At 63.5% G+C, this 22634-nt stretch carries 22 protein-coding genes and 1 pseudogene; 12 read left to right on the top strand and 11 right to left on the bottom strand.

Going from position 1 to position 22634, the window contains the following annotated elements:
* The first annotated feature begins 41 nt into the window (after positions 1-41).
* The gene (locus tag ASC86_RS22865) at positions 42-1247 is read left to right on the top strand and encodes an extracellular solute-binding protein (RefSeq protein WP_056326948.1); all 1206 of its coding nucleotides are present in this window, start codon (positions 42-44) and stop codon (positions 1245-1247) included.
* An 89-nt stretch (positions 1248-1336) separates the two neighbouring features.
* The gene (gene ugpC / locus ASC86_RS22860) at positions 1337-2473 is read left to right on the top strand and encodes a sn-glycerol-3-phosphate ABC transporter ATP-binding protein UgpC (protein ID WP_056326775.1); all 1137 of its coding nucleotides are present in this window, start codon (positions 1337-1339) and stop codon (positions 2471-2473) included.
* A gap of 213 nt (positions 2474-2686) precedes the next feature.
* Here the strand turns inward: ugpC and ASC86_RS22855 are convergent, their stop codons facing one another.
* From ASC86_RS22855 to ASC86_RS22845, 3 genes are all read right to left on the bottom strand, one after another.
* The gene (locus tag ASC86_RS22855) at positions 2687-3781 is read right to left on the bottom strand and encodes a D-TA family PLP-dependent enzyme (protein WP_056326774.1); all 1095 of its coding nucleotides are present in this window, start codon (positions 3779-3781) and stop codon (positions 2687-2689) included.
* Between the two features lies 1 nt (position 3782).
* Entirely contained in the window at positions 3783-5258 is a 1476-nt protein-coding gene (locus ASC86_RS22850; protein WP_056326772.1) for a M81 family metallopeptidase, read from the bottom strand.
* A 116-nt stretch (positions 5259-5374) separates the two neighbouring features.
* Positions 5375-5860, bottom strand: coding sequence for a hypothetical protein (locus tag ASC86_RS22845; protein ID WP_056326768.1), 486 nt, complete (start codon positions 5858-5860; stop codon positions 5375-5377).
* Between the two features lie 113 nt (positions 5861-5973).
* Here ASC86_RS22845 and ASC86_RS22840 point away from each other — a divergent pair, with 113 nt between their 5' ends.
* The 6 genes from ASC86_RS22840 (at position 5974) to ASC86_RS22815 (ending at position 12766) form a co-directional block, all read left to right on the top strand.
* The gene (locus tag ASC86_RS22840; protein ID WP_056326767.1) at positions 5974-6363 is read left to right on the top strand and encodes a RidA family protein; all 390 of its coding nucleotides are present in this window, start codon (positions 5974-5976) and stop codon (positions 6361-6363) included.
* A 25-nt stretch (positions 6364-6388) separates the two neighbouring features.
* Complete coding sequence (locus ASC86_RS22835; protein WP_056326765.1) at positions 6389-7252, top strand: MurR/RpiR family transcriptional regulator; 864 nt, start codon at positions 6389-6391, stop codon at positions 7250-7252.
* 27 nt (positions 7253-7279) lie between these two features.
* Complete coding sequence (locus ASC86_RS22830) at positions 7280-8056, top strand: SDR family oxidoreductase (RefSeq protein WP_056326763.1); 777 nt, start codon at positions 7280-7282, stop codon at positions 8054-8056.
* Between the two features lie 11 nt (positions 8057-8067).
* Complete coding sequence (locus ASC86_RS22825; RefSeq protein WP_056326761.1) at positions 8068-9987, top strand: beta-N-acetylhexosaminidase; 1920 nt, start codon at positions 8068-8070, stop codon at positions 9985-9987.
* 10 nt (positions 9988-9997) lie between these two features.
* Complete coding sequence (locus ASC86_RS22820; RefSeq protein WP_056326759.1) at positions 9998-11440, top strand: M81 family metallopeptidase; 1443 nt, start codon at positions 9998-10000, stop codon at positions 11438-11440.
* A 126-nt stretch (positions 11441-11566) separates the two neighbouring features.
* Entirely contained in the window at positions 11567-12766 is a 1200-nt protein-coding gene (locus ASC86_RS22815; RefSeq protein ID WP_056326757.1) for an MFS transporter, read from the top strand.
* A 17-nt stretch (positions 12767-12783) separates the two neighbouring features.
* On the opposite strand, the gene ppk2 is transcribed toward ASC86_RS22815, so the two are convergent.
* The 7 genes from ppk2 to ASC86_RS22780 form a co-directional block, all read right to left on the bottom strand.
* Positions 12784-13692 carry a polyphosphate kinase 2 gene (gene ppk2 / locus ASC86_RS22810; protein ID WP_056326946.1) on the bottom strand — a complete coding sequence of 303 codons (909 nt, stop codon included), beginning with the start codon at positions 13690-13692 and terminating at the stop codon, positions 12784-12786.
* A gap of 84 nt (positions 13693-13776) precedes the next feature.
* Complete coding sequence (gene solA / locus ASC86_RS22805; protein ID WP_056326755.1) at positions 13777-14928, bottom strand: N-methyl-L-tryptophan oxidase; 1152 nt, start codon at positions 14926-14928, stop codon at positions 13777-13779.
* Entirely contained in the window at positions 14921-16420 is a 1500-nt protein-coding gene (gene hutH, locus ASC86_RS22800; protein ID WP_056326753.1) for a histidine ammonia-lyase, read from the bottom strand. Before hutH ends, solA begins: the two co-directional genes overlap by 8 nt.
* Positions 16417-17193, bottom strand: coding sequence for an ATP-binding cassette domain-containing protein (locus ASC86_RS22795; RefSeq protein ID WP_056326751.1), 777 nt, complete (start codon positions 17191-17193; stop codon positions 16417-16419). The genes hutH and ASC86_RS22795 overlap by 4 nt, the downstream gene beginning before the upstream one ends.
* A gap of 14 nt (positions 17194-17207) precedes the next feature.
* A complete protein-coding gene (locus ASC86_RS22790; protein ID WP_056326748.1) occupies positions 17208-17906 on the bottom strand; it encodes an ABC transporter permease subunit in 699 nt (232 codons plus the stop codon).
* 9 nt (positions 17907-17915) lie between these two features.
* Positions 17916-18641 carry an ABC transporter permease subunit gene (locus ASC86_RS22785; RefSeq protein ID WP_056326746.1) on the bottom strand — a complete coding sequence of 242 codons (726 nt, stop codon included), beginning with the start codon at positions 18639-18641 and terminating at the stop codon, positions 17916-17918.
* Positions 18642-18890: 249 nt separating this feature from the next.
* Entirely contained in the window at positions 18891-19733 is an 843-nt protein-coding gene (locus ASC86_RS22780) for a transporter substrate-binding domain-containing protein (protein WP_056326744.1), read from the bottom strand.
* 180 nt (positions 19734-19913) lie between these two features.
* Between ASC86_RS22780 and hutC the strand changes: the two genes are divergently transcribed.
* On the top strand, positions 19914-20669 hold the full coding sequence (hutC, locus tag ASC86_RS22775; protein WP_056326742.1) for a histidine utilization repressor: 756 nt from the start codon (positions 19914-19916) through the stop codon (positions 20667-20669).
* Positions 20670-20722: 53 nt separating this feature from the next.
* Here the strand turns inward: hutC and ASC86_RS22770 are convergent, their stop codons facing one another.
* Positions 20723-20914, bottom strand: coding sequence for a hypothetical protein (locus ASC86_RS22770; RefSeq protein WP_156387169.1), 192 nt, complete (start codon positions 20912-20914; stop codon positions 20723-20725).
* Between the two features lie 147 nt (positions 20915-21061).
* Between ASC86_RS22770 and ASC86_RS22765 the strand changes: the two genes are divergently transcribed.
* The 3 genes and pseudogenes from ASC86_RS22765 to ASC86_RS22755 all read left to right on the top strand — a co-directional run bounded on the left by ASC86_RS22765 (position 21062) and on the right by ASC86_RS22755 (position 22605).
* Positions 21062-21256, top strand: a complete 195-nt coding sequence (locus ASC86_RS22765; RefSeq protein ID WP_056326738.1) for a hypothetical protein — start codon at positions 21062-21064, stop codon at positions 21254-21256.
* A 30-nt stretch (positions 21257-21286) separates the two neighbouring features.
* Positions 21287-21928 (top strand): annotated as a pseudogene (locus tag ASC86_RS22760) (UdgX family uracil-DNA binding protein).
* Positions 21929-22125: 197 nt separating this feature from the next.
* Positions 22126-22605: a carboxymuconolactone decarboxylase family protein gene (locus ASC86_RS22755; protein WP_056326737.1), complete on the top strand. Its 480-nt coding sequence runs from the start codon at positions 22126-22128 to the stop codon at positions 22603-22605.
* Positions 22606-22634 lie beyond the last annotated feature (29 nt).

Raw genomic sequence — 22634 nt, 5'->3', positions numbered from 1 at the left:
ATGGGAGTTATGACGTGAACACTGTCCTCAAAACCGGCCTCGTGGGCCTCGCCCTGCTCGGCTCGACGGCCCTGACGACCATGACGGCGCATGCGGCCGACAACGAGATCAGCTGGATCTATTGCGGCGATACGCTCGATCCGATCCACAAGAAATACATCGGCGAATGGGAAGCCAAGAATTCGGGCTGGAAGATCGCCCCGGAAGTCGTCGGCTGGGCCCAGTGCCAGGATAAGGCAACGACGCTGGCTGCCGCCGGCACCCCGGTCGCCATGGCCTATGTCGGCTCGCGCACGCTGAAGGAATTCGCCCAGAACGACCTCATCGTCCCGGTCCCGATGACCGAGGACGAGAAGAAGGCCTATTATCCGCACATCGTCGATACCGTGACCTTCGACGGCAACCAGTGGGGCGTTCCGATCGCCTTCTCCACCAAGGCGCTTTACTGGAACAAGGACCTGTTCAAGCAGGCCGGCCTTGACCCGGAAACCCCGCCGAAGACCTGGGCCGAAGAAATCGCGGCAGCCAAGACCATCAAGGAAAAGACCGGCATCGCCGGCTTCGGCCTGGTCGCCAAGACCTTCGACAACACCATGCACCAGTTCATGCACTGGGTTTACACCAACAACGGCAAGGTGATCGACGCCGACGGCAAGATCACCCTCGACAGCCCGGAAATCCTCGCGGCCCTCCAGGGCTACAAGGACATGGTGCCTTACTCCGAAGAAGGCCCGACCGCCTACGAGCAGAACGAAGTGCGCGCCATCTTCCTCGACGGCAAGGTCGCGATGATCCACGCCGGCTCGGGCGCAGCCTACCGCCTGAAGGAATCCAAGATCAACTGGGGCGTCGCAACCCTGCCGCTCGGCCCGGAAGCCAAGGGTCCCGGCACGCTGCTGATCACCGACAGCCTGGCGATCTTCAAGGGTTCGGGCGTCGAGGAAAAGGCGACGGAATTCGCCAAGTACATCACCTCGCCGGATATCCAGTCGGAATACGAACTGCAGGGCGGCGCTGGTCTGACCCCGATGCGTCCGTCCGCCAAGGTTGACGAATTCGTCGCCAAGGAGCCCTTCTGGAAGCCGTTCATCGAGGGCATCAACTACGGTGGTCCCGAGCCGCTGTTCACTGATTACAAGGGCTTCCAGAACTCGATGATCGAGATGGTGCAGTCCGTGGTGACCGGCAAGGCCGAACCGGCCGACGCGCTGAAGAAGGCCGCCGCCGATATCGAGGCCTTCAAGTAATATCTCTCGGGGGCCGCGGTTTTAAGGCCGCGGCCCCTTTTCTTACCATCGCCTGCGAGGGGATCGCAGGGTGCGGACGGAGACGGATTTTGGGACAGCTTCTTCTCAACAAGGTCAAGAAATTCTACGGCAATTTCGAAGTGCTCAAGGGCATCGATCTCGAAGTCCGCAACGGTGAGTTCGTCGTTTTCGTCGGCCCTTCCGGCTGCGGAAAGTCGACGCTGTTGCGCATGATCGCCGGCCTCGACGCCACCTCTTCCGGCGATATCAAGATCGACGACCTTAGGGTCAACGACCTGCCGCCGGTCAAGCGCGGCATTGCCATGGTGTTTCAGTCCTACGCGCTCTACCCGCACATGACGGTGTTCGAAAACATCGCCTTCCCGCTGCGCGTCGAGAATATGGAAGAGCAGAAACTGAAGGCCAAGGTGGAGCATGCGGCCCGCATCCTGCACCTCGACCAGCGGCTGCAGCAGAAGCCCGGCATGCTTTCGGGCGGCCAGCGCCAGCGCGTCGCCATCGGCCGCGCCATCGTGCGCGAACCGAAAATCTTCCTGTTCGACGAGCCGCTGTCCAATCTCGACGCGGCGCTGCGCGCCGACATGCGCATCGAGCTTGCCAAGCTGCACCGGCAGCTGAAGGCGACGATGATCTACGTCACCCACGACCAGATCGAGGCCATGACCATGGCCGACCGCATCGTCGTCCTGAATGCCGGCGAGATTTCCCAGACCGGCGCGCCGCTGGAGCTTTACCACAAGCCCGCCAACATCTTCGTCGCCGGCTTCATCGGCAATCCCAAGATGAATTTTCTGCCCGTGACCTGCACGGCAGTCGGCGATGCCGGCGTGACCGTCGATTACAAGGGCAAGACGCTGACCGTTCCGGTCAAGCCGCGCGACGGCGTGGTCGGCCAGGCGCTGACGCTCGGCGTCCGTCCCGAGCACATCCTGCTTGCCTCCGGCGACATTTCCTTCCCGGTCACCCCCAGCGTCATCGAACGCCTCGGCGCCCAGACGGTCGCCTATGCGCCGCTGGATGGCGAGGGCGAAAACTTCTGCGCCATGCTGCCGGGCAATGTCGCCGTGCGCCCGGAACAGACCCTGCAGGCCGGCATCAACGCCGCCGACTGCCATCTGTTCGACGGACAAGGCATCGCCTTCGAACGTCGGGTGTCGCTGACGGATATCGACATGAACCTGTTCACGGCATCGACCAAGGGCTGAGCAGGCTTTCATAGAAAGCCCCTCATCCGGCCTGTCGGCCACCTTCTCCCCGCAAGCGGGGAGAAGGGAAATGCCGCACCTTTGCGCTTATCTCAAAGAATATCTGAAGGGGAAAGACAGCGCCCCAAACGCTGTCGTCCCCTCTCCCCGCAAGCGGGGAGAGGGTTAGGGTGAGGGGCAAAGCCACACTCAGTCAAGCTATCAACATAACCCTTACCAGACCAGCCCGCGTGCCGCGACATCCTCCACCCGTGTCACCACGCCGTCGCGATGGAACACCATCGTATCGAACAGGTTCGACACGACGCAGGTGTGGTTCGGAATGATGCGGATCTTGTCGCCGATCTGAGGCCGTGCGCCCGTGCATTTCGACAGATCGATCACGCCGTGTTCTTCTGAAAGCCCGGTGATGACAGCCTCGGGATAACCGACGACGGTGCCGAAATCCGAAAAGCCGAGCAGATCGGAGGTCAGCGCCTTGGAGCCGGCGTCGATGACAGCCCGGTCGGGCGTCGGCCGCGAGACCACCGTGGCCAGCACATGCATGGCGCAATCGGCCTCGGTGCAATGGCCGGCGCGGACCATCGAGCGGTCGTTATAGATATAGGTGCCGGCGCGGTGCTCGGTCGCTGAGGTCACCAGATGCGCGTCGAACAGGCTCGGCGTGCCGCCGTTGCTGACGATCGGGCAGTCGATGCCCTCGGCCTTCAGCCCTTCCAGCGCCGCAGCGAAGAAGGCTTGCACGGCCTCGGCAGCGCCGATCTTCGGATAGGTGAGCAGGCCGGCAAAGTTGAGGCTTCCGGCAGCATGGATGCGCTTGGCGAGCGTCACAGCTTCCGCTGGCGTCTGCACGCCGCAGCGGCCGCCGCCGGTATCGCATTCCACCAGAACCGTCAGCGGCTTCCTGCCCGCGAAAAAGGCGGCAAGGCCGTCGACGGTGACGGTGCTGTCGGCCACCACCTTCAGGCCCGAAATGCGCTCGTTGAGAGCGGCGAGTTCCGCAAGCTTTTCAGGTCCGAGGATGTTGAAGGTGATCAGGATATCCTCGAAGCCCGCGTCGGCGAAAACTTCGGCCTCGGTGATCTTCTGGCAGTTGATGCCCTTGGCGCCGGCCGCGACCTGGGCGGCGGCGAGCGACGGGATCTTGTGGGTCTTGATGTGCGGACGGAAGGCGAGGCCGTGGCTGTCCATATAGGACTGGATGCGGGCGATATTGCCGGCCAGACGGTCCTCGTCGATGATCGGGCGCGGTGTCGAAATATCCTCGACCCGGTCCCCGGCCTTCGGCACCACGGCAAATCCACGCATCTCAGGCCGCTCCCTTTCCAAGGCCGTGCGGATCGTCGATCATCGGCCAGATATCCTTGCGGGCGCGACGATACGCCGTCTTCGCAGGGTTATTGGGATAGGGCGTGCCGGCCGCGCAGTAAAGAATTTGCGCGGCGATTTTCGAGAAGGACGCGAAGAAGTGGTTCGTCGACTTGATGACGAGAATTTTCTTTTGCGTCGGGTCGATGCCCATCACCGAAAACAGGCTGGGATCGAAGCTCTGCGCACGGGTGGAGTTGAGAATGATATCGATGCCGTTTAGGACGATATGGGCGCTGTCTCCGAACGGAGCAAAGCTCTCGCCGAAGCGCATCTCGGCATTTTCAACGATCTTCACCACCTTGACGATGCCATCGACCGGATTGCCGGTGCCCGGCGCCGATTTCGCGCCGAAGCGCAGCGGGATCTCCGCCCCCTCGCCTGCCGCCATGCAGATCTGCACCGCCATCGGGTCCCAGATGGTGCCGATCGCCGTATCGGTCGCGCCGCGCGCTAAAAGCTCTTTCAGCAGCACCGTGGCATCGCCCGCCGTGCCGCCGCCGGGATTGTCCCAGAGATCGGCGATGACGACCGGGCCTTCGGTTGCGGCCATGGCCTGCGAAACCGCCTGCTTCTCGTCGATCTGCGGCATGATGAAGGTGCCGCGCTTTTCGAACAGCTCCAGCCCCAGCGTGCGGGCAATCGCTGCGCCCTTCAACGGCTTGTTGTTGGTGACGACCAGCATCTTCGTGCCCATTTCCGGCACGTCGCCGGCCATGAAGCCGTGAATGACCGAGATCGAGAGGATGTCGTCATCCTCGCGTTCCATCTCCATGATCTTGTCGACGAAGGAGCGCATCGGGTCGCGCGAGGTCGGGTAGACATCGATCATGCGGCAATCGAACACCGACATGGCCGGCTTGATGCGGCCTTCCAGCGTATCGACGGCGATCTTCCAGAGGTCTTCGGCGCGATCGACGAAATCCGTGTGCGGGAATTCCTTGAAATAGACGAAGGCATTGGCGGCATGAAGCCGCTTCTTGGTCAGGTGGCTGTGCGGATCAAGCTCGGCAAACACCGGAATATCCGGCCCGACGATATCGCGCACGGCAGCGAGCAGGTCGCCTTCGGTATCCTCGTAGCCATCGGCCACCATCGCCCCGTGCAGGCCGAGCACCACGGCATCCACCGGCAGCGCCGCCTTCAGCTGGCCGAGGATTTCGTCGCGCAGGGTCTCATAGGTGGTGCGGTTGACGAGACCGGCCGGGTCGGCCCAGGTGGCGGTGCCCTCGATCAGCTCCCAGCCCTTCTCCGCACAGACCTTGCGACCGACGGTGATCGGCGCGGTGCAGAGGGTCGGGGTTTCCGGGTGCTCGCCCGGCGGTGCGTAGAGCGAGGCCTCGAAGGCGCGGCGATCGATGCAGATGGGCGAAAAGGTGTTTGTTTCGGTGGCAAGGGCTGCCGTGAAAATCCGCATGATCTCGCTCCCTCGGGTCCGTCAGGTTCATCCTCAACCGACGGACTCTCGATTCTCTTATTTTCGTTTGTCTTGCGGGAAAACCGGTTGCCACTTTTCCCTGACAAACTCTATTCCTATCCCATCGGGTTCGGCAGATAGCCGGTAAAGCCGGAAATCTTCCAGCGCCCCTCGTGCAGGCGGCAATAATAAAGCGTCTGCCAGCGCAGGATATCACGGCTGCCATCGGCCTTGCCGATGCTGCCGTCGAATTTCTTGCGCACGAGTGCCATGTCGCCGTTGATTTCGATGTCTTCCAGCGTCGTGGTGGTGAAGATCGCGGTGCGGGGGTCTTCACTGAAGCTTTCCTTGGCGAATTCCTCCGCCTGCCGCAGCCATTCGTCGCGATAGGCCGACAGCGTCGGAAAAGCGAGCCGCCATTCGTCGGGGCTTGCCGATTTCTTGCCGTCGATGCCGATGAAACCGTCCTCGACGAAATCGCCGGCGACCATCGACCAGTCGGCCGCGAGGAAGGCGTCGATATCGCGGGAAACAAGCATTTCCCAGATTGCGTGTTGGGCGGAATCAGACGTCGGGAAGGGATTCTGGAAGGGGTCGCGCATTCGGTCGCCTATTGAAATTCTTTTCATGAATGACGTTTTTCTCTGGTCAAATTCTGCTTTGTATGGTCATTTGTCAACGCATCACGAAAATAATTTGCAGAACGAGGCGACCGATGTCCATCAAGCGTTATGGCACAGTTCAACAGGGCGCGGGCGGCAAGCCGCTGCCTTTCGCACGCGCTGTCGAGGCCGATGGCTGGCTGCACGTTTCCGGCCAGGTCGCCATGGAAAACGGCGAAATCATCGACGGCAACATCGTCGCCCAGACCCATAAGACGCTGCAGAATGTCATCGCCATTCTGGACGAAGCCGGCTACGGCGTCGAGCATGTCGTGCGTTGCGGCGTCTGGCTCGACGACCCCCGCGACTTCTGGACCTTCAACGGCATCTACCAGCAATATTTCGGCGAACATCCGCCGGCGCGCGCCTGCGTGCAGGCTTCGATGATGGTCGATTGCAAGGTGGAAGTCGACTGCATCGCCTACAAGCCCAAGGACAAGTAGCGGGCGGCCGCAGGAGGAGGGGCGCATGGATATTTTTTCGACATTGCAGGACGAAAAGGCCCGGCTTTCCCCCTCCGAAAACCGGATCGCCGATATCCTGCTCAACAATTTCGAATTCGCCGTCAACGCCTCGATCATCGAGCTGGCCGAAAAGGCCGACGTTTCGCCGCCGACCGTCACGCGCTTCTGCCGGCGGCTGGGCTGCGAGAGCTTTTCCGATTTCAAGGTGCAGCTCGCCCGCACCAGCTATGTCGGCATGCGCTACCTGCAGCCGGAGCCGAAAAGCAGCAATCCCAGCGATGTCGCGCAGGACATCATCACCAAGGCGCAGAATGCGCTGTTTCTTCTGCATCGCTCGCTCGATCTTGCAGCGATCGAACAGGCGGCCGCAAAGCTTGCCCGCGCCGGCATGATCTATGCCTTCGGCTCGGGCGGCAATTCCTCGATGATCGCCAACGAGCTGCAGAACCGGCTGTTCCGCTTCGGCCTGCATGTCACCGCCAGTTCCGACCACGGCATGCAACTGATGCTGACGGCGGCGGCGAAACCGACGGACGTGCTGATCGGCTCTTCCTTTTCCGGGCGCAATGCCGAGCTGGTGCGCAGCTTCGCGCTCGCCCGCGGCATGAAGATCACCACCATCGCGCTCACCCAGTCGAACAGCCCGGTCGCGCAATCGGCCGATATCGTCATCCCGATCGACCTGGCCGAGGGCAACAACATCTTCCGCCCGACCTCGACGCGCATCGCCTACCTCGCCGCCGTCGATATCCTCGCCAGCCTCGTCGCCTACAACATGCAGCCCGAGGCGACCGTGACGCTGCGCCGCATCAAGCAGCAGCTCGTCACCCACCGCGACGGCGACGACCGCCAGCTTCTGGGAGACTGAGCCTCCCGTGCCACGAAAGGAAACCCCATGACCAAGTCGGTAGCTGTTGTCACTGGCGCGGCCGGCGATATCGGCCGGGCGATCGCCAAACGCCTCGCGGACGATCACGACGTGATCCTGCTTGTCGATCTCGACCTTGCCGCCGCCGAAAAGGCAGCGCAGTCCCTCGGCCCCGCCGAACGCTTCGTCGCCTTCGGCTGCGATGTGACCAGCGATGAGAGCGTTGCGGCCATGGCGCGCGCGGCGGCGGAACACGGCACCGTGCGCACCCTCGTCAACAATGCCGGTGCCGCCCGCGCCGTCAGCCTGCACGGCACCAGCCCGGACGACTGGCGTGCCGACACTGCGCTGAACCTCGAAGCCCCCTTCCTCTGCTTCCGCGCCGTCGAAGATCAGCTGAAGGCAACACAGGGCTCCGTCATCAACATCGCCTCGGTCAACGGCATGAACGTCTTCGGTCATCCGGCCTATAGCGCGGCCAAGGCCGGCATGCTGCATTTCACCAAGCTCGTCGCCGTTGAATACGGCAAATACGGCATCCGCTCGAATGCGGTGGCGCCCGGTACGGTGCGCACTCAGGCCTGGGAAGCGCGCGCCGCCGCCAATCCCAATGTCTTCGAGGAAGCCCGCCGCTGGTATCCGCTACAGCGGGTGGCAAAGCCCGAGGATATCGCCGAGGCCGTCGGCTTTCTCGCAGGCCCGCTCGCCTCCGCCATCAGCGGCGTCTGCCTGCCGGTCGATTGCGGCCTCACCGCCGGTCAGGCGGAGCTGGCGCGCACCTTCTCACAATCCTCGGACTACTAAGGGATACGGACATGACCACCTCCCCCTATCGCCTGGAAACCACTTGGCAACCGGATGGCGGGCCGTTCGGCCGCTTCACCTTCACGCTGTTCAACGTCTCGGATGCGGCCCTTTCCGGCTTCAAGCTGGTCTATACCTCACTGACGCGGGTGATCGATCCCGAGGCCTGCGAAAACGCGGTGTTCCTGCGCCGCAACGCCAATTTCCATGAATTCGGCCCGCCGGCCGGGCTGGTGCTACAGCCGGGCGAAGGCTGGACCTTCACCGTCAGCGGCCTGCACCGCACCGCCAAGCACTGCACCGATGGCGCCAAATCCGCCTATCTGACGCTGTCGGATGGCCGCCATGTCGATGTCGCGGTTTCCGACCTGCTGCTCGAAGGCGCCGTCAACGAGCCGCCGCCGGTGCTTTTGCCGGAAGGCAAGCTCGACCTGCCGTTTGCGCTGCAGCCCTGGCCGGCCGAAATCGATGCCAAGCCCGGCGAAGGTTTCCCCGTCGTGCTTTCGCCGGCTCCGGGCTCTTCGCCGGAGGATATCCGCGCGGTCTCGACCGTGCTGGCCCTGTTCCACCGGCTGTTCGAAAGCAGCCACGCGCCCTTCAACCTCAAGCCTTCGCCGCAGGGCCGCACCATCACCTTCCGGCAGGATGCAGGCATCGCCAAGGAAGGCTACCGGCTGGATTTCTCCGGCGAGACCATCGTGCTCGCTTACGCCGATGCCTCCGGCCGCCGCTATGGCCTGACCTCGCTCGCCCAGCTTCTCGAAGGCGCGCGCAGCAAGCCGGACCTGTTCCGCTTCCCGGTTTCCGGCTCGATCTCCGACAAGCCGCGCTACGGCTGGCGCGGCTGCCATCTCGATGTTTCCCGCCAGTTCTACCCGGCTGCAGACATCAACAGGCTGATCGATATCCTCGCCTGGTTCAAGATGAACATCTTCCACTGGCATCTGACCGATGACGAAGCCTGGCGTCTGGAAATCAAGGCCTATCCGCAATTGACGACGACCGGCGTGCTGCGCGGCCCGGACGAGCCGCTGCTGCCGCAGCTCGGCAACGGCGCAACGCCTGTCGGCGGCTTCTATTCGCAGGACGACGTGCGCGCCATCGTCGCCCATGCCGACAGCCTCGGCGTCGAGGTCATCCCGGAAATCGACATTCCCGGCCACAGCACCGCGACCCTTGCCGCCCTGCCGGAGCTGTCGGACGGTCAGGAAGCCCCGGAAAGCTATCGCTCGGTACAGGGCTATCCCAACAACGCGCTGAACCCGGCCATCGAACTCACCTACACCTTCCTCGAAAAGGTGTTCGACGAGATGGTCGAGCTGTTCCCCTCCTCTTATATCCACATCGGCGGCGACGAGGTGGCGAACGGTTCGTGGCTTGCCTCGCCGCTCGCCAAGAAGCTGATGGACAGGGAAGGCATTTCCGGCACCTTCGCCCTGCAGTCCTATTTCCTGAAGCGCATCAAGGCGATGCTGACGGCGCGCGGCCGCAAGCTTGCCGGCTGGAACGAGGTCGCCCATGGCGGCGGCGTCGATCCGAAGGATTCGCTGCTCATCGCCTGGGAGAAGCCCGAGGTCGGCATGGAGCTGGCCCGCAGCGGCTATGACGTCGTCATGAGCCCCGGACAGGCCTATTATCTCGACATGGTGCAGGCCGAAGCCTTCCAGGAGCCGGGCGCGAGCTGGGCGGGCACCGTGCCGCCTGTTCATACCTATACCTACGATGCCGAAGGCGATTTCCCTGATGATCTCAAGGATCGCATGAAGGGCGTGCAGGCCTGCATCTGGTGCGAGCACTTCCTGTCGCGTGGCTACTTCAACCGCCTCGTCTTCCCGCGCCTGCCGGCGATTGCCGAAGCCGCCTGGACCCCGAAGGCGAACAAGGACTGGCAGCGCTTCGCCGCCATCGTCCGCCTGACACCCGTTCTTTAGGAGAATGACGATGCGTATCGCCGTCGGTGGTATCCATACGGAATGCAGCACCTATTCGCCGGTGCTGATGAGCGTCGAGGATTTTCGCGTGCTCAGGGACGACGACCTGCTTGCCGCCGAATATTTCGATTTCCTTAAGGCGGACGGTATCGAGCACATTCCGCTGCTTCATGCCCGCGCCGTGCCGGGCGGCCCGGTCTCCCGCGCCGCCTATGAGGCCTTCAAGGCCGAATTTCTGGAACGCCTGCAAGCCGCCCTGCCCTTCGACGGTCTTTATCTCGCCATGCACGGCGCGATGAATGTCGAGGGCATGGACGATGCCGAGGGCGACTGGATTTCCGCCGCCCGCGCCGTCGTCGGCCCGGATTGCCCGGTTGCCGCCAGCTACGACCTGCACGGCAATGTCAGCCAGAAAATCATCGACCAGCTCGATATCTTCGCCGGCTATCGCACCGCGCCGCATATCGACGTGCGCGAAACCATGGTGCGGGCATGGTCGCGGCTGGTCGAGGTGCTGAAGGGCGCACCCCTTCCCGGCGTCGCCTGGGCGCCGATCCCGGTGCTGCTGCCGGGCGAAAAGACCTCGACGGAAGACCAGCCCGTCAGCGGCCTCTATGATGCGCTGCCCGGCTTCGACGCCCGCGACGGCGTCCTCGATGCCAACCTGATGATCGGTTACGTCTGGGCCGACGAGCCCCGCGCCACGGCCTGCGCCGTGGTGACCGGGACGGACAAGGCCGCCGCGGCCAAGGCCGCCGAGGAAATCGCCCTCTCCTACTGGAATGTCCGCGAAGCCTGCGCCTTCGGCCCGGTGACCGGTCCGCTCGACGATATGCTCGTAATCGCGGCCAAGGCCGAAACCCGGCCCGTCATTCTCGCAGATTCCGCCGACAACCCGACCGGCGGCGGTGTCGGCGACCGCGCCGATGTGCTGAACGCGCTCCTTGCGCATGGCGGCTTCGCCAGCGCGCTGATCGCCGGCATCACCGACCGCCCGGCCGTCGAAGCCTGCTTCGCCGCCGGCAAGGGCGCGCGACTTTCGCTTTCCATCGGCGGCACGCTCGATCCATCGAGCACGCCGGCGAAGGGCGAGGCGGAGGTTTTGCTGCTCGACGATCCCGGCGCGGCGGCGGAACGGCAGGCGGTGATCCTGATCGGCGGCATCACCGTCGTTCTCGCCGCGCGCCGCCGGCCCTATCACAATATCCCGGATTTCACCCGGCTCGGGCTCGATCCGCACACAGTGCCGCTGCTCGTCGTCAAATCCGGCTATCTCTCGCCGGACCTCGCGCCCATCGCCAATCCGAACCTGATGGCGCTGACGCAAGGTGTGGTCGATCAGGATATCGAAGGGCTGGTGAGCAAGCGCCGCCAGCGCCCAGCCTTCCCCTTCGACCGCGATTTCGCCTACACGCCGCAAGCCCGCCTTTCGGCCCGCTGGCAAAACCGCTAGGCCCTGCCGCGCACGCGCGACAGGCAGAGACAAGCATCAAACTTTAAGCGTGGGCGCGAACAATCGTGCCCACGTTTTGGCAGGCATTCCCTCGCGCCGCGATAGCGGTCGCTTTTCGATAGTCCCATGACCCGTTTTATTCCCGACGTTTTCCGCGACCCGACGATCCGGGTCAGCATGTTCGCGATCTTCGCCTTCGGTTTTGCCGGGGCTGCGACCTCGCCCTATCAGTCCGTCGTCGGCATTCGCGAACTGGGGCTCAGCGACATCGTCTATTCGGCGCTGATCTTCCTGGCCGCCGGCGTCAATGTCGTCGTCAGCGTGCTGCTCGGCAATGTTGCCGACCGGATCGGCAATTACCGCACCATGCTGCTGATCGTGCCGTTCTTCGGCATCGTCGGCTACGGCGCGGTCTATATCTTTCCGGCGCAGGCGACCTTCGTCGTCGCCATCCTGCTCTTCCTGCCGATCTATGGCGCACTGAATTCGCTGCTGTTTGCCAATGTGCGCGCCGTGACCCGCGGCATGCCGCGCGACGATATCGCCAATGTCAATTCCGGCGTCCGCGCGATGATCTCGCTCTCCTGGGTGCTGGTGCCCGGCATTACCGGCGCGTTGCTGGCCCGCTCGGCGAGCATGCTGCCGGCCTATCTCTTCGCAAGCCTCGCCTGCGTTGCCTGTCTGGCGCTGATCGCCGCCTATCTGCCGCGCCAGACCAAGGCCGATGCGCCGGCCGCGCCGCATCTTTCCCATCTCGCCGCGCTCGGCGCGGTCGTCTCGCCAAAGGTTTTCGTGCGCGTGCTGGCCGTGGCGCTGATCACCAGCACGCTGCATGTCAACGCCGCCGTGCTGCCGCTGATCACCACCGGCGCGGCAAACGGCGCGGTCTCCGATATCGGCGTTCTCGTCGGCATCGTGGCGTTGTTGGAGGTGATTTTCATCGTTTTCTGGGGCTGGCTGCAGAAATCCATGCCCCCCATCGCGGCGCTGGCCGCCGGCACCATCCTCTATGTGATCTACCTGCTGCTGCTCGGCTTCGCCTCGGCGCCCTGGCATCTTTATGCGCTGACGGTGATCAGCGGGCTTGGGGCGGCGGCGCTGATCAGCATTCCGATCACCTACCTGCAGGATCTCATCGCCGACCGGCCGGGGCTCGGCAGCTCGCTGATTTCGATCAACATCTTCGTCAGCGCCGGCTTGAGTGCGCTTCTGTTTGCGCTCGGAACGGCGGTCAGCAGCTATTCGGGCACGGCGATCATTGGCGCGGTGGCCGGGCTGACGGGGATCGGGATGCTGCTGTTTTTCGATGGGCGACGGGGGCGCTGAGGGGTCTTCAACAGCCCTCAATACACTTCCGGCACATACATCTCGTCCGGCGGCTCATGACGGATATAATCGTCGTGGCGCACGCGCTGCGGCAGGTCTATCGCTTCCTTCGGCACATCCTCATAGGGCACCTGCGCCAGCAGATGGGCGATGCAGTTCAGCCGCGCCTTCTTCTTGTCGACGGCCTCGACGATCCACCACGGCGCTTCCGGGATGTGGGTGCGGGCCAGCATGTCTTCCTTGGCCTTGGTATAGTCTTCCCAATGCACCCGGCTTTCGAGGTCCATCGGCGAAAGCTTCCACTGCTTCAGCGGATCGTGGATGCGCATGCGAAAGCGAAATTCCTGCTCCTCGTCGGTGATCGAGAACCAGTATTTGATCAGGATGATGCCGGAGCGCACCAGCATGCGCTCGAATTCCGGCACCGAGCGGAAGAACTCCTCCAGCTCGTCCTTGGTGCAAAAGCCCATGACGCGCTCGACACCGGCGCGGTTGTACCAGGAGCGGTCGAACAGCACCATTTCGCCCGCCGTCGGCAGATGCGGCGTGTAGCGCTGGAAATACCATTGATTGCGCTCGCGCTCGGTCGGCGCCGGCAGCGCCACGACGCGGCAGACGCGCGGATTGAGCCGCTGGGTGACGCGCTTGATGGCGCCGCCCTTGCCGGCGGAATCGCGGCCCTCGAACAGCACCACCACCTTCAGCTTCTTGTACTGCACCCAGTCCTGCAGCTTGACCAACTCGTGCTGCAGGCGGAACAGCTCGCGGAAATAGACGCGGCGCTCCAGCGTCTGCGGCGCGGGGCCGGACATGCCCTCGGCGATGAGGTCGTCCAGCCGCTCCTCCTCGATCTGCAACTCCAGCTCCTCGTCGAAGCTGTCGGCGATCTCCGCCTTGATGCGGTTCAGGTGATTGTCGTCAAACATCGGCCCCATCCGTCGCTGCGCCCGGCCGGGCGATTTTCCTCATCAAAGCGTATAGGAAGGCTCTATGAAGCTTTTGTGACGTCTTCAGCCCGCCGCTCCCGCTCCGAAATGCCGCTCGAAGGAAAACAATCCTGTCGGCAGGCGGCTGCCGCCGTCAAGCGCCAGATCGGAGAGGATTTCGCCGATGACGCTGGTGAACTTGAAACCGTGGCCGGAGCAGGCCGAAGACACCACGACATTTGCAGCACCCGGCATGAAATCGAGCAAAAAGTCCTCGCTCGGCAGCATGGTGTAGCGGCAGGTCGTCGCCCGCGCCCGCTGCCATGCGGCCAGCGGCAGGCGGCGGCGGGCGAAATCGTCGAGCAGCGCCGTGTCGGCGTCATTGACCGGCGGGTTTGGCAATTTCGGATCGATCGGCTCGCGGAAATGGGCGTGGCGGCCGATCTTGACGCCATCGATGCCGATGGCCGGAAAGCCGAAGAAGGAACCGCCTTCGCGATTGTCCCGGATGAAGCAGGGCATGCGCTGCGGCTGGGCGACAAAGCCATCCTGCGGCTGATACCACGCCACCACCTGACGGATCGGCACGGCGTAAGGCACGAGTTGCGGCACCAGCTCCGCCACCCAGGCGCCGGTGGCGACGATCACCTTCTTCGCCCGGTAGCGGCCGGTGTCGGATACGACCGTCACGCCGGCATCGTCGGGCTCGATAGCCGTGACCTTCTCGCCGAAATGCAGGGCGGCACCCTCTTCCGCGGCGAGCTTCAGGTAGCCCATGACCGCAGCTTCCGGCCGGATATAACCGCCCTGCGGATCGAGCAGGCCGATCTCATCCTCATCCAGCACGAAGGCCGGGTAACGCCGTGCCATCGCTTCCGGGTCGAGGATTTCGTGGGCGAGGCCATGTAGATCGCAGGAGGCGCGGGTGCCGCTGACGATCTTGCTGTCGGGGGAGCCGATCTGCAGCACGCCGGTCACCGTCAGGATATCAGCGCGCAGCCGGGCCTCCAGCCTGCGCCAGTTTTCATAGGCGCGCTGCAACAGCGGCACATAGGACGGGTCTTCGAAGTAGCCGAGCCGGATCAGCCGGCTGTCGCCATGGGACGAACTAAGGGCATGGGCGGGGTAGTGGGCTTCGATGCCGATCGCCTTGACGCCGCGGGCGGCGGCGAAAGAGAGCGCAGCACTACCCATGGCGCCGAGGCCGATGACGGCAAGATCGAAGGTTTCAGACATGATCGATTTCCGGTGGCGCGTGTTCGGCGATCAGCCGGCGCAAGGTTTCCATATCCGCATGAAGCGGCCGGTCATCGTCATAATGGGAAACCCGCGAGCGCACCAGTCTCTGGATGGCGTCCGTGCCGCGCGCCCTTGTGGCGGAGGCGGCGATCACATCCTGCGCCTGCGCCGCCGCCATCAGCTCGATGGCGAGGATGTATTCGGCATTGTCGAGGATCGACAGCAGCTTGTTGGCCGCGGCCGTCGGATGGGCGAGGAAATCCTCCTGCAGACCCGAGGTGACGCCGCCATCGAGCGAAGCCGGTGCGGCAAGGCGGCGGTTGTCGTTGGCAAGGGCGGCTGCGGTGTACTGCGCGATCATGAAGCCGGAATGGCTGCCGGCATCGCTGGCAAGGAACGGCGGCAGGCCGCTGACCAGCGGGTTGACCAGCCGGTCCATGCGCCGTTCGCTCATGGCCGCGATCTGGGCGATGGCGATGGCGAGGCTATCGACTGCCAAGGCCAGCGCCGGGGCAACCGCGTGGGCTTCCGAAGACACGACAGGCGCTTCCGGCGTGCCGGAGACGGCGGGGTTGTCGGTGACGGAGGCAAGCTCGCGGTCGACAACGACGGCGGATTGTTCGAATACATCCCAGGCCGCGCCATGGGCGTGGGGAACGGAGCGCAGGCTGAGCGCATCCTGCGTGCGCTTGCCGATGGCGGCAGCGATCAGGCCGCTGCCCTGCAAGCGGGCGCGCAGCCGCGCGCCGACCTTGGCGATGCCCGGTGATGGGCGCAGCGCCAGCACGGCTTCGTCGAACGCGGCCATCTGGCAGCCAACAGCTTCCAGCGTCAGAGGCGCGATGGCATCGGCCCAGTCGAGGATGCGTTCAGCCCGTGCCAAAGCAAGGGCGGAAAGGCCGGTGGCGCAGGCGGTGCCGTTAACGAGGCTCAAGCCCTCCTTGGCGCCGAGCACCAGCGGTTCAAGGCCGATGGCGGCCAGCGCCTCGCGGCCGGTCATGCGCTTGCCCTTCACCGTGGCGCTGCCTTCGCCGATCAGCACCAGCGCCGTGTGGGCATTGTGGGTGAGATAGCCGGCCGAGCCGCGCGAGGGCACATCCGGGATGCAATCCTGCTCCAGAAAGGCGGTGAGATGACGGATGATCTGCGGCCGCACGCCGGAATGGCCGTGGGCGAAATTGGCGATCTGGGCGGCGATGATCGAGCGCACGGAGCCGGCCGGCAAGAGCGGGCCGACGCCGCAGGCGTGGCTGAGGATGATATTGCGCGACAGCCGGCTCTGGGAGGCGCGGTCGATGACCGTATCCGACAGCGCGCCGACGCCGGTGTTGATGCCGTAGGCCCGAACGCCGGTCTCGACGAGGCGTTCGACGATGCGGCTTGCCGTCTCGACCCGCGACCAGGCGGCATCCGAAAGCGCAAGCGCCTCCCCTTTCCCGACATCGGCGACGTCTCGCCAGGAAAGGCCTTTTTCAAGAGTGATGCTCATTGGCCGTTTCCGAAATTTCCGATGAACTGGCGGAAGGCCGGGCTTGCGCCGCTGCCGAACATATCTTCCGGCGCGCCGCTGCTTTCGACCAGACCTTCTTTCATGAAGACCACCCGGTTGGAGACATTGCGGGCAAAGCTCATTTCGTGGGTGACGACCAGCATGGTCATGCCTTCTTCGGCGAGCGCCCGCATGACGCGCAGCACTTCGCCGACCAGTTCCGGGTCGAGCGCCGAGGTTGGCTCGTCGAACAACATCACCTTCGGTTTCATGGCGAGCGCGCGGGCAATCGCCACGCGCTGCTGCTGGCCGCCGGACAGATGGGCGGGATAGGCATCACGCTTGCCGGCGATGCCGACCTTTTCAAGCAGCGCTTCGGCTTCGGCGATGCACTCCGCCTTCGGGCGCTTCAGTACGTGCATCGGCCCCTCGATGATGTTTTCGAGGATGGTCATGTGGGACCAGAGATTGAAACTCTGAAACACCATGCCGAGTTCGGAGCGGATATGATCGACCTGCTTCTGGCTGGCAGGATGGCTCCTGCCGTTCTTGTGGACCATACGGATCTGCTCGCCATCGACGAAGATATCGCCGTCGGTCGCGGTTTCCAGCAGATTGATGCAGCGCAGGAAGGTGGACTTGCCGGAGCCGGAGGCCCCGAGCAGCGAGATGACATCACCATCCTGCGCATCGAGCGAGATGCCGCGCAGAACCTCGTGGGTGCCAAAGCTCTTGCGGATATTGCGAACCGAAAGTCGTGTAACGCCGGGCATGGGTGCTCCAATCCTTAAGCGGCCGAGGGGGCGGGGCGGCGATGGCGGGAAAGCGAATATTCAAGCAGGGCCATGGCCTGCAGGATGATGAAATTCAAAACGAGATAGATGACCGCCGCACAGAGGAAGACTTCCATGGTGCGATAGGTCTGGGAGATCAGCCGCTGGGCGACGCCGGTCACTTCCCAGACGGTAACGAGGCTGGCGAGCGCCGTCGACTTCATCATCAGCACGATTTCGGTCGAATAGGCCGGCAGCGCATGACGGAAGGCGATGGGCGCGATGATGCGGCGCACCAGCAGGAAGCCGGACATGCCGATGGCGCGGCCCGCTTCGATTTCCTTCGGCGACACCGCGCGGATGCCGCTGCGGAAGATTTCCGCACTATAGCCCGCCGTGCAGAGCGCCAAGGACAGGATGGCGCAGACCATCGGCTCGCGCAGGAACGGCCAGAGGAAGGAATAGCGGATGAAGCCGAACTGGCCGAGGCCGTAAAACACCAGGAACATCTGGATCATCAGCGGCGAGCCGCGGAAGACGAAAATATAGCCCTTGGCGAAGTTGCGAAGGACCGGATTGCCGCTGACGCGCATGGTGACGATCAACAGCCCCAGCAGGCCGCCGCACAGCACCGACAGCGAAAACAGGATCAGCGTCGTCGGCACCGCCGCAAGCAGCGTTGCCATGCTGGAGAAGAGAAAGGCGAAATCCATCCGGCGCTCCTATGCCTGGCCCATGGCCGAAGCCGGCATGCTGCGGTTTGCGCGCCGCTCGGCGCGGTTAAAGATGCGATCCGACAGGCTGGTCAGGATGAGGTAGAGCAGGCCGCCGACGATGAAGAACAGAAAATATTGCCGCGTCGAGCCGGCTGCGACCTGGCTGGTGCGCATCAGCTCGGCAAGGCCGGTGACGGAGATCAGCGCCGAATCCTTGAGGCTGAGCTGCCAGACGTTGCCGAGGCCGGGAATGGCGAAGCGCAGCACCTGCGGCATGATGATCCGTCGCACGCGCATCGCCCGCGACATGCCGATGGCGGAGGCCGCCTCCAGCTCGCCCTTGGCGATGGCGAGATAGGCGCCGCGATAGACTTCCGCCTGATAGGCACCGGAGATGATGCCGACGGCGAGCGCGCCGGAGGCGAAGGACGGTAGGCCGAGGAAGCCCTCATAGCCCATCCAGTTACCGATCGAGGTGATGGCGGAGGAGCCGCCGAAATAGATGAGATAGATGATCAGCAGTTCCGGCACGCCGCGAAAGACGGTCGTGTAGATATTGCCGAGCGTGACCAGAATGAGATTGCCGGAAAGCTTTGCCGACGCGACGATCGCGCCGAAGACGGCGCCGATTGCCAGCGCCGTTGCCGTGACGGCCAGCGTCATCAGCGTCGCCACCAGGAGCAGCGCTCCCCATCCGGTCGAGCCGAAGCCCAGGAGTTCCAAGGTTGCCATTGCGTCCGTTCCCCGTCGTGGCGGATGTTGTGACGTCAGGATGTGAATGCGTGGGCGGAAAGACCCCTCCCCAACCCTCCCCACAAGGGGGAGGGAGCTTATCGAGGGTGCCGGACCTTCGGGGTCAAAGCTTGCTCCGCAGGGCTTCCTCCCCCTTGTGGGGAGGGTTGGGGAGGGGTCTTTCCGATCGCCAGGAATAGCCGAACGCAGCCGCCGGCGATTAGCCGGCAGCTGCCCAAACGGTAGTCCTTATTCCTGCGGGCTGACGTCGACCTTGAACCACTTCATGGAGAGTTCCTTGACGGTTCCGTCGGCAAGCGCCGACTTGATCGCTTCGCTGAGCTTGTCGCGCAGTTCCGGATCGGCCTTGCGGACACCGAGGCCTTCGCCCGCGCCCCAGATCGGGCCTACGATTTCCGGACCGGTGAAGGCCAGCGTGTCGTTGGCGGATGCGAAGGCGTTGTTGAAATAGACGGCATCGTCGAAGCCGAGGTCGATACGACCGTTCTGCAGGTCGAGGTCGCGGTCGGCGCCGGTCTTGTATTCGCGGATTTCGGCGATCGAGCCGAAATTGTCGTAGATGAACTTGGCGTAGACGGTCGCCGCCTGGATACCGATGGTCTTGCCCTTGAAGGCTTCCTTCAGCGCGTCGATTTCGGATACGCCGGTCTGGCCGGGCGTCATCTTGACGATGGCGCCGGTGCCGGCAGCGTTGGCCAGCGGGCTATCCTTGGCGGTTGCGAAGGCGGCCGGGGTCGCGGCATAGGGAATGGTGAAATCGATGATCTGCTTGCGCTCTTCGGTGATCGACAGCGCATCCATGATCACGTCGAACTTGCCGGCGTTGAGCGCCGGGATCATGCCGTCCCAGTCGGAAGCGACCAGCGTGCATTCGATCTTGGCGCGCTCGCAGAGCACCTTGGCCAGCTCGGGCTCGAAGCCGCCGAGCGTGCCGTCGGCATTGGTCATGTTCCACGGCGCATAGGCGCCTTCCAGCGTGATCGTCGCCGATGTCCAGTCCTTGGCGGCGGCCGGTGCGGCAAAGGCGGCAAGCGAAAGCGCTCCCGTCAGGAGAAGTGCATTGAATTTCATGGTTGGTCCTCTCAGTTTTGAAAACGATGTATTACCCCTGCCGATCTGCGCCGGCTTGCCCGTCCGTTCTTATGAGAAGCGTGATCGGGAAGTTGTATAGGGTACCATATGAAAAAATTTGTGATATGCAAGAGGAAGTTGGTTTCCAACATAAGTTAATCGACGAATAAGGGGCAAGCAATGAAGCGTTCCGGCGAGATGCGACGTGAACTGGCGCAAAACGACGCAAGCCCCCTTTATGCCGGCGTCAAGCAGGTGATCCTCGATCGCATTCATAGCGGCGAATGGCCGCCCAAATACCGCGTTCCCTCCGAAAACGAGCTGGTGCTGGAGCTTGGCGTCAGCAAGATGACCGCCAACCGGGCGCTGCGCGAGCTTGCCAGCGAGGGCGAACTGGTGCGCATTCAGGGTGTCGGCTCGTTCGTAGCCGAGCGCAAGGGGGCTTCCACCCTGTTCGAGGTGCGCAACATCGCCGACGAAATCGCCGAGCGCGGCCATATTCACGAGGCAACCGTGGTGGTGCTGGCGCAAATCACGGCGCCGCCGGAGATTGCCGATGCGCTGGAACTCGACCTCGGTGCGCCGGTTTTCCATTCTCTGGTCGTGCACAGCGAAAACGGCGTGCCGGTGCAGATCGAGGACCGGCACGTGCACCCCGATGCCGCACCCGATTATCTTGCCCAGGATTTCATGGCGATCACGCCCAATGCCTATCTCTCGGCCGTCGCGCCGCTGACCGGTTCGGAGCATGTGGTCGAGGCCGCGCTGCCGCAGGCCTGGGAATGCAAGCTGCTGACGATCCAGAAGACCGAGCCGTGCCTGACGATCCGCCGCCGCACCTGGTCGGCGCACGGCATCGTCTCGATCGCCCGGCTCGTCTATCCCGGCAGCCGCTATCGCCTTGAAAGCGGCAGCGGCAGGCCGGTGGAGCGTTAAGTTGTATATGGAACTTAGGCGAAAGCCTGTATAACTCTTGTCCTCAAGGCCGGTTAAAGGCTGCCTTGGCCTTTGAAATAACCGGGATACTGCACTTCTTCCGGATCGGGTTTGTTGGGCTGCGGGCGGTGCTTGCCGGGCTTTCCACCCTTCGAGCCGGCGGGCTTGGCTGCCTTCTGGCCCGGCTTTGACGGCGCCGCATCGGCTTCCGTCAGCGGGGATTGCGCATCATCTTTGATCGACATGGCCTCTTCCTTCCTGTTCGTGAGGAAACGGCAGGCGGTAGCGATGGTTCCGTCATCGGGTGAATCGTCGGCCTTCGGGAACAAATCGGCGTTTCATTCGTAAGCCTTCGTCGCACTCGCCCTTCCGGGCCTGACGAGGAGATGCCCATGCAACCGGTAAAATCGCCGCAACAGGAAAACCACTATGACGGCCGCGCCGCCGATTGCCGCGAGGCGCTGGAAGGCAAGATCCAGCAGCTGATCGAGGAAGGCATGCGCGCCGGCTGGAGTCGCAGCGAAGTGACGCAAACGCTGCGCGAGATCATCGAAGATGACCACACCCTGCTCGCCCGGCAAAAATGATCCCCGAACGGAACAAGCCGGCGGCGAAACATGACAGCGCCGGCCAAGATCCCGCCCGCCTTTCGCGAGGAACATGCCGACGCCGGTTCGGTGGCGGCGTTCCATGCCGAGGCGCAGGCGTGCCGGCGTTGCGACCTTTACCGGAAGGCGACGCAGGTCGTCTTCGGCGAAGGCCGGCCGCACGCGCCGGCGATGCTCGTCGGCGAGCAGCCGGGAGACCGGGAGGATGTGGCTGGACATCCCTTTGTCGGGCCTGCCGGACGGGTCCTGGACGAATGCCTTGAAGAGGCCGGCATCGACCGGTCGGCCTGCTATATCACCAATGCCGTGAAGCACTTCAAATTCGAGCGCCGCTGAAAGCGGCGGCTGCATGCGCGGCCCGATGCCGGCGAAGTGCAGCGGTGCGCGTGGTGGCTCGGCGGGGAACTGGCCCTGCAGAAGCCAAAAATGATCGTCGCCCTTGGCGCCACCGCCCTCTATACCCTGATGGGCCGCGGCATCGGCCTCATGGAAAAGCGCGGACATATCCTGAAGGCCGTAGACGGCACTTCCGTTCTGGTCACCATCCATCCTTCCTATCTGCTGCGCATCCGCGACAAGGACGATGCCAGAACCCAGCGCGCCGCCTTCGTTTCCGATCTGGCAAAGATCGCGGCCTTTCTGGAAGAATGATGTCCCAAGCGCCTGCCCATGCATCGAACACGGAGGCGAGCGACGGCAGGCGGCTTCCGTATTCGACCGGTTCCATCGAAAACCACCCCGAGATCCAGGAACGTACGATCGCCGACAAAGGGGCTTTACATTTTTCCGATTAAGGATATTAAATATCCATAAGGATAATAAATATCCTTAATTAACGGAGAACAGCCATGACCCAGCGCCTGAACTACGCCCAGCTTTCCCCCGAACTTTTCAGAAAGATGTCCGAACTCGCCGCCGCCCTGAACAACAGCGTCATCGACGTGAAGACCCGCGACCTCGTGAACATCCGGGCTTCGCAGCTCAACGGCTGCGCCTTCTGCCTCGACATGCATGTCAAGGAAGCCAAGATCCACGGCGAAAGCGAACTGCGCCTCTACCACGTTGCCATCTGGCACGAATCCAACCTGTTCGAGCCGCGCGAGCGCGCCGCCCTCGCCTGGACCGAAGCGGTGACGAAGCTGCCGGAAGGCGGCATTCCCGATGCGCTTTTCGAGCGCGTGCGCAGCGTGCTTTCGGACAAGGAAATTTCCGACCTGACCTTCTCGATCATGGCGATCAACGCCTGGAACCGCGCTTCCATCTCCTTCAAGTCCGTGCCCGGCTCCGCCGACAAGCTCTACGGCCTCGACAAGGCCGGCTTGAAGTAGCCGACAACCCTTGCGCGGCGGCCTCCCTC

The sequence above is a fragment of the Rhizobium sp. Root1212 genome (assembly GCF_001424985.1).
Taxonomy (GTDB): domain Bacteria; phylum Pseudomonadota; class Alphaproteobacteria; order Rhizobiales; family Rhizobiaceae; genus Pararhizobium.
This window is presented reverse-complemented; position numbering and strand designations above follow the sequence as displayed.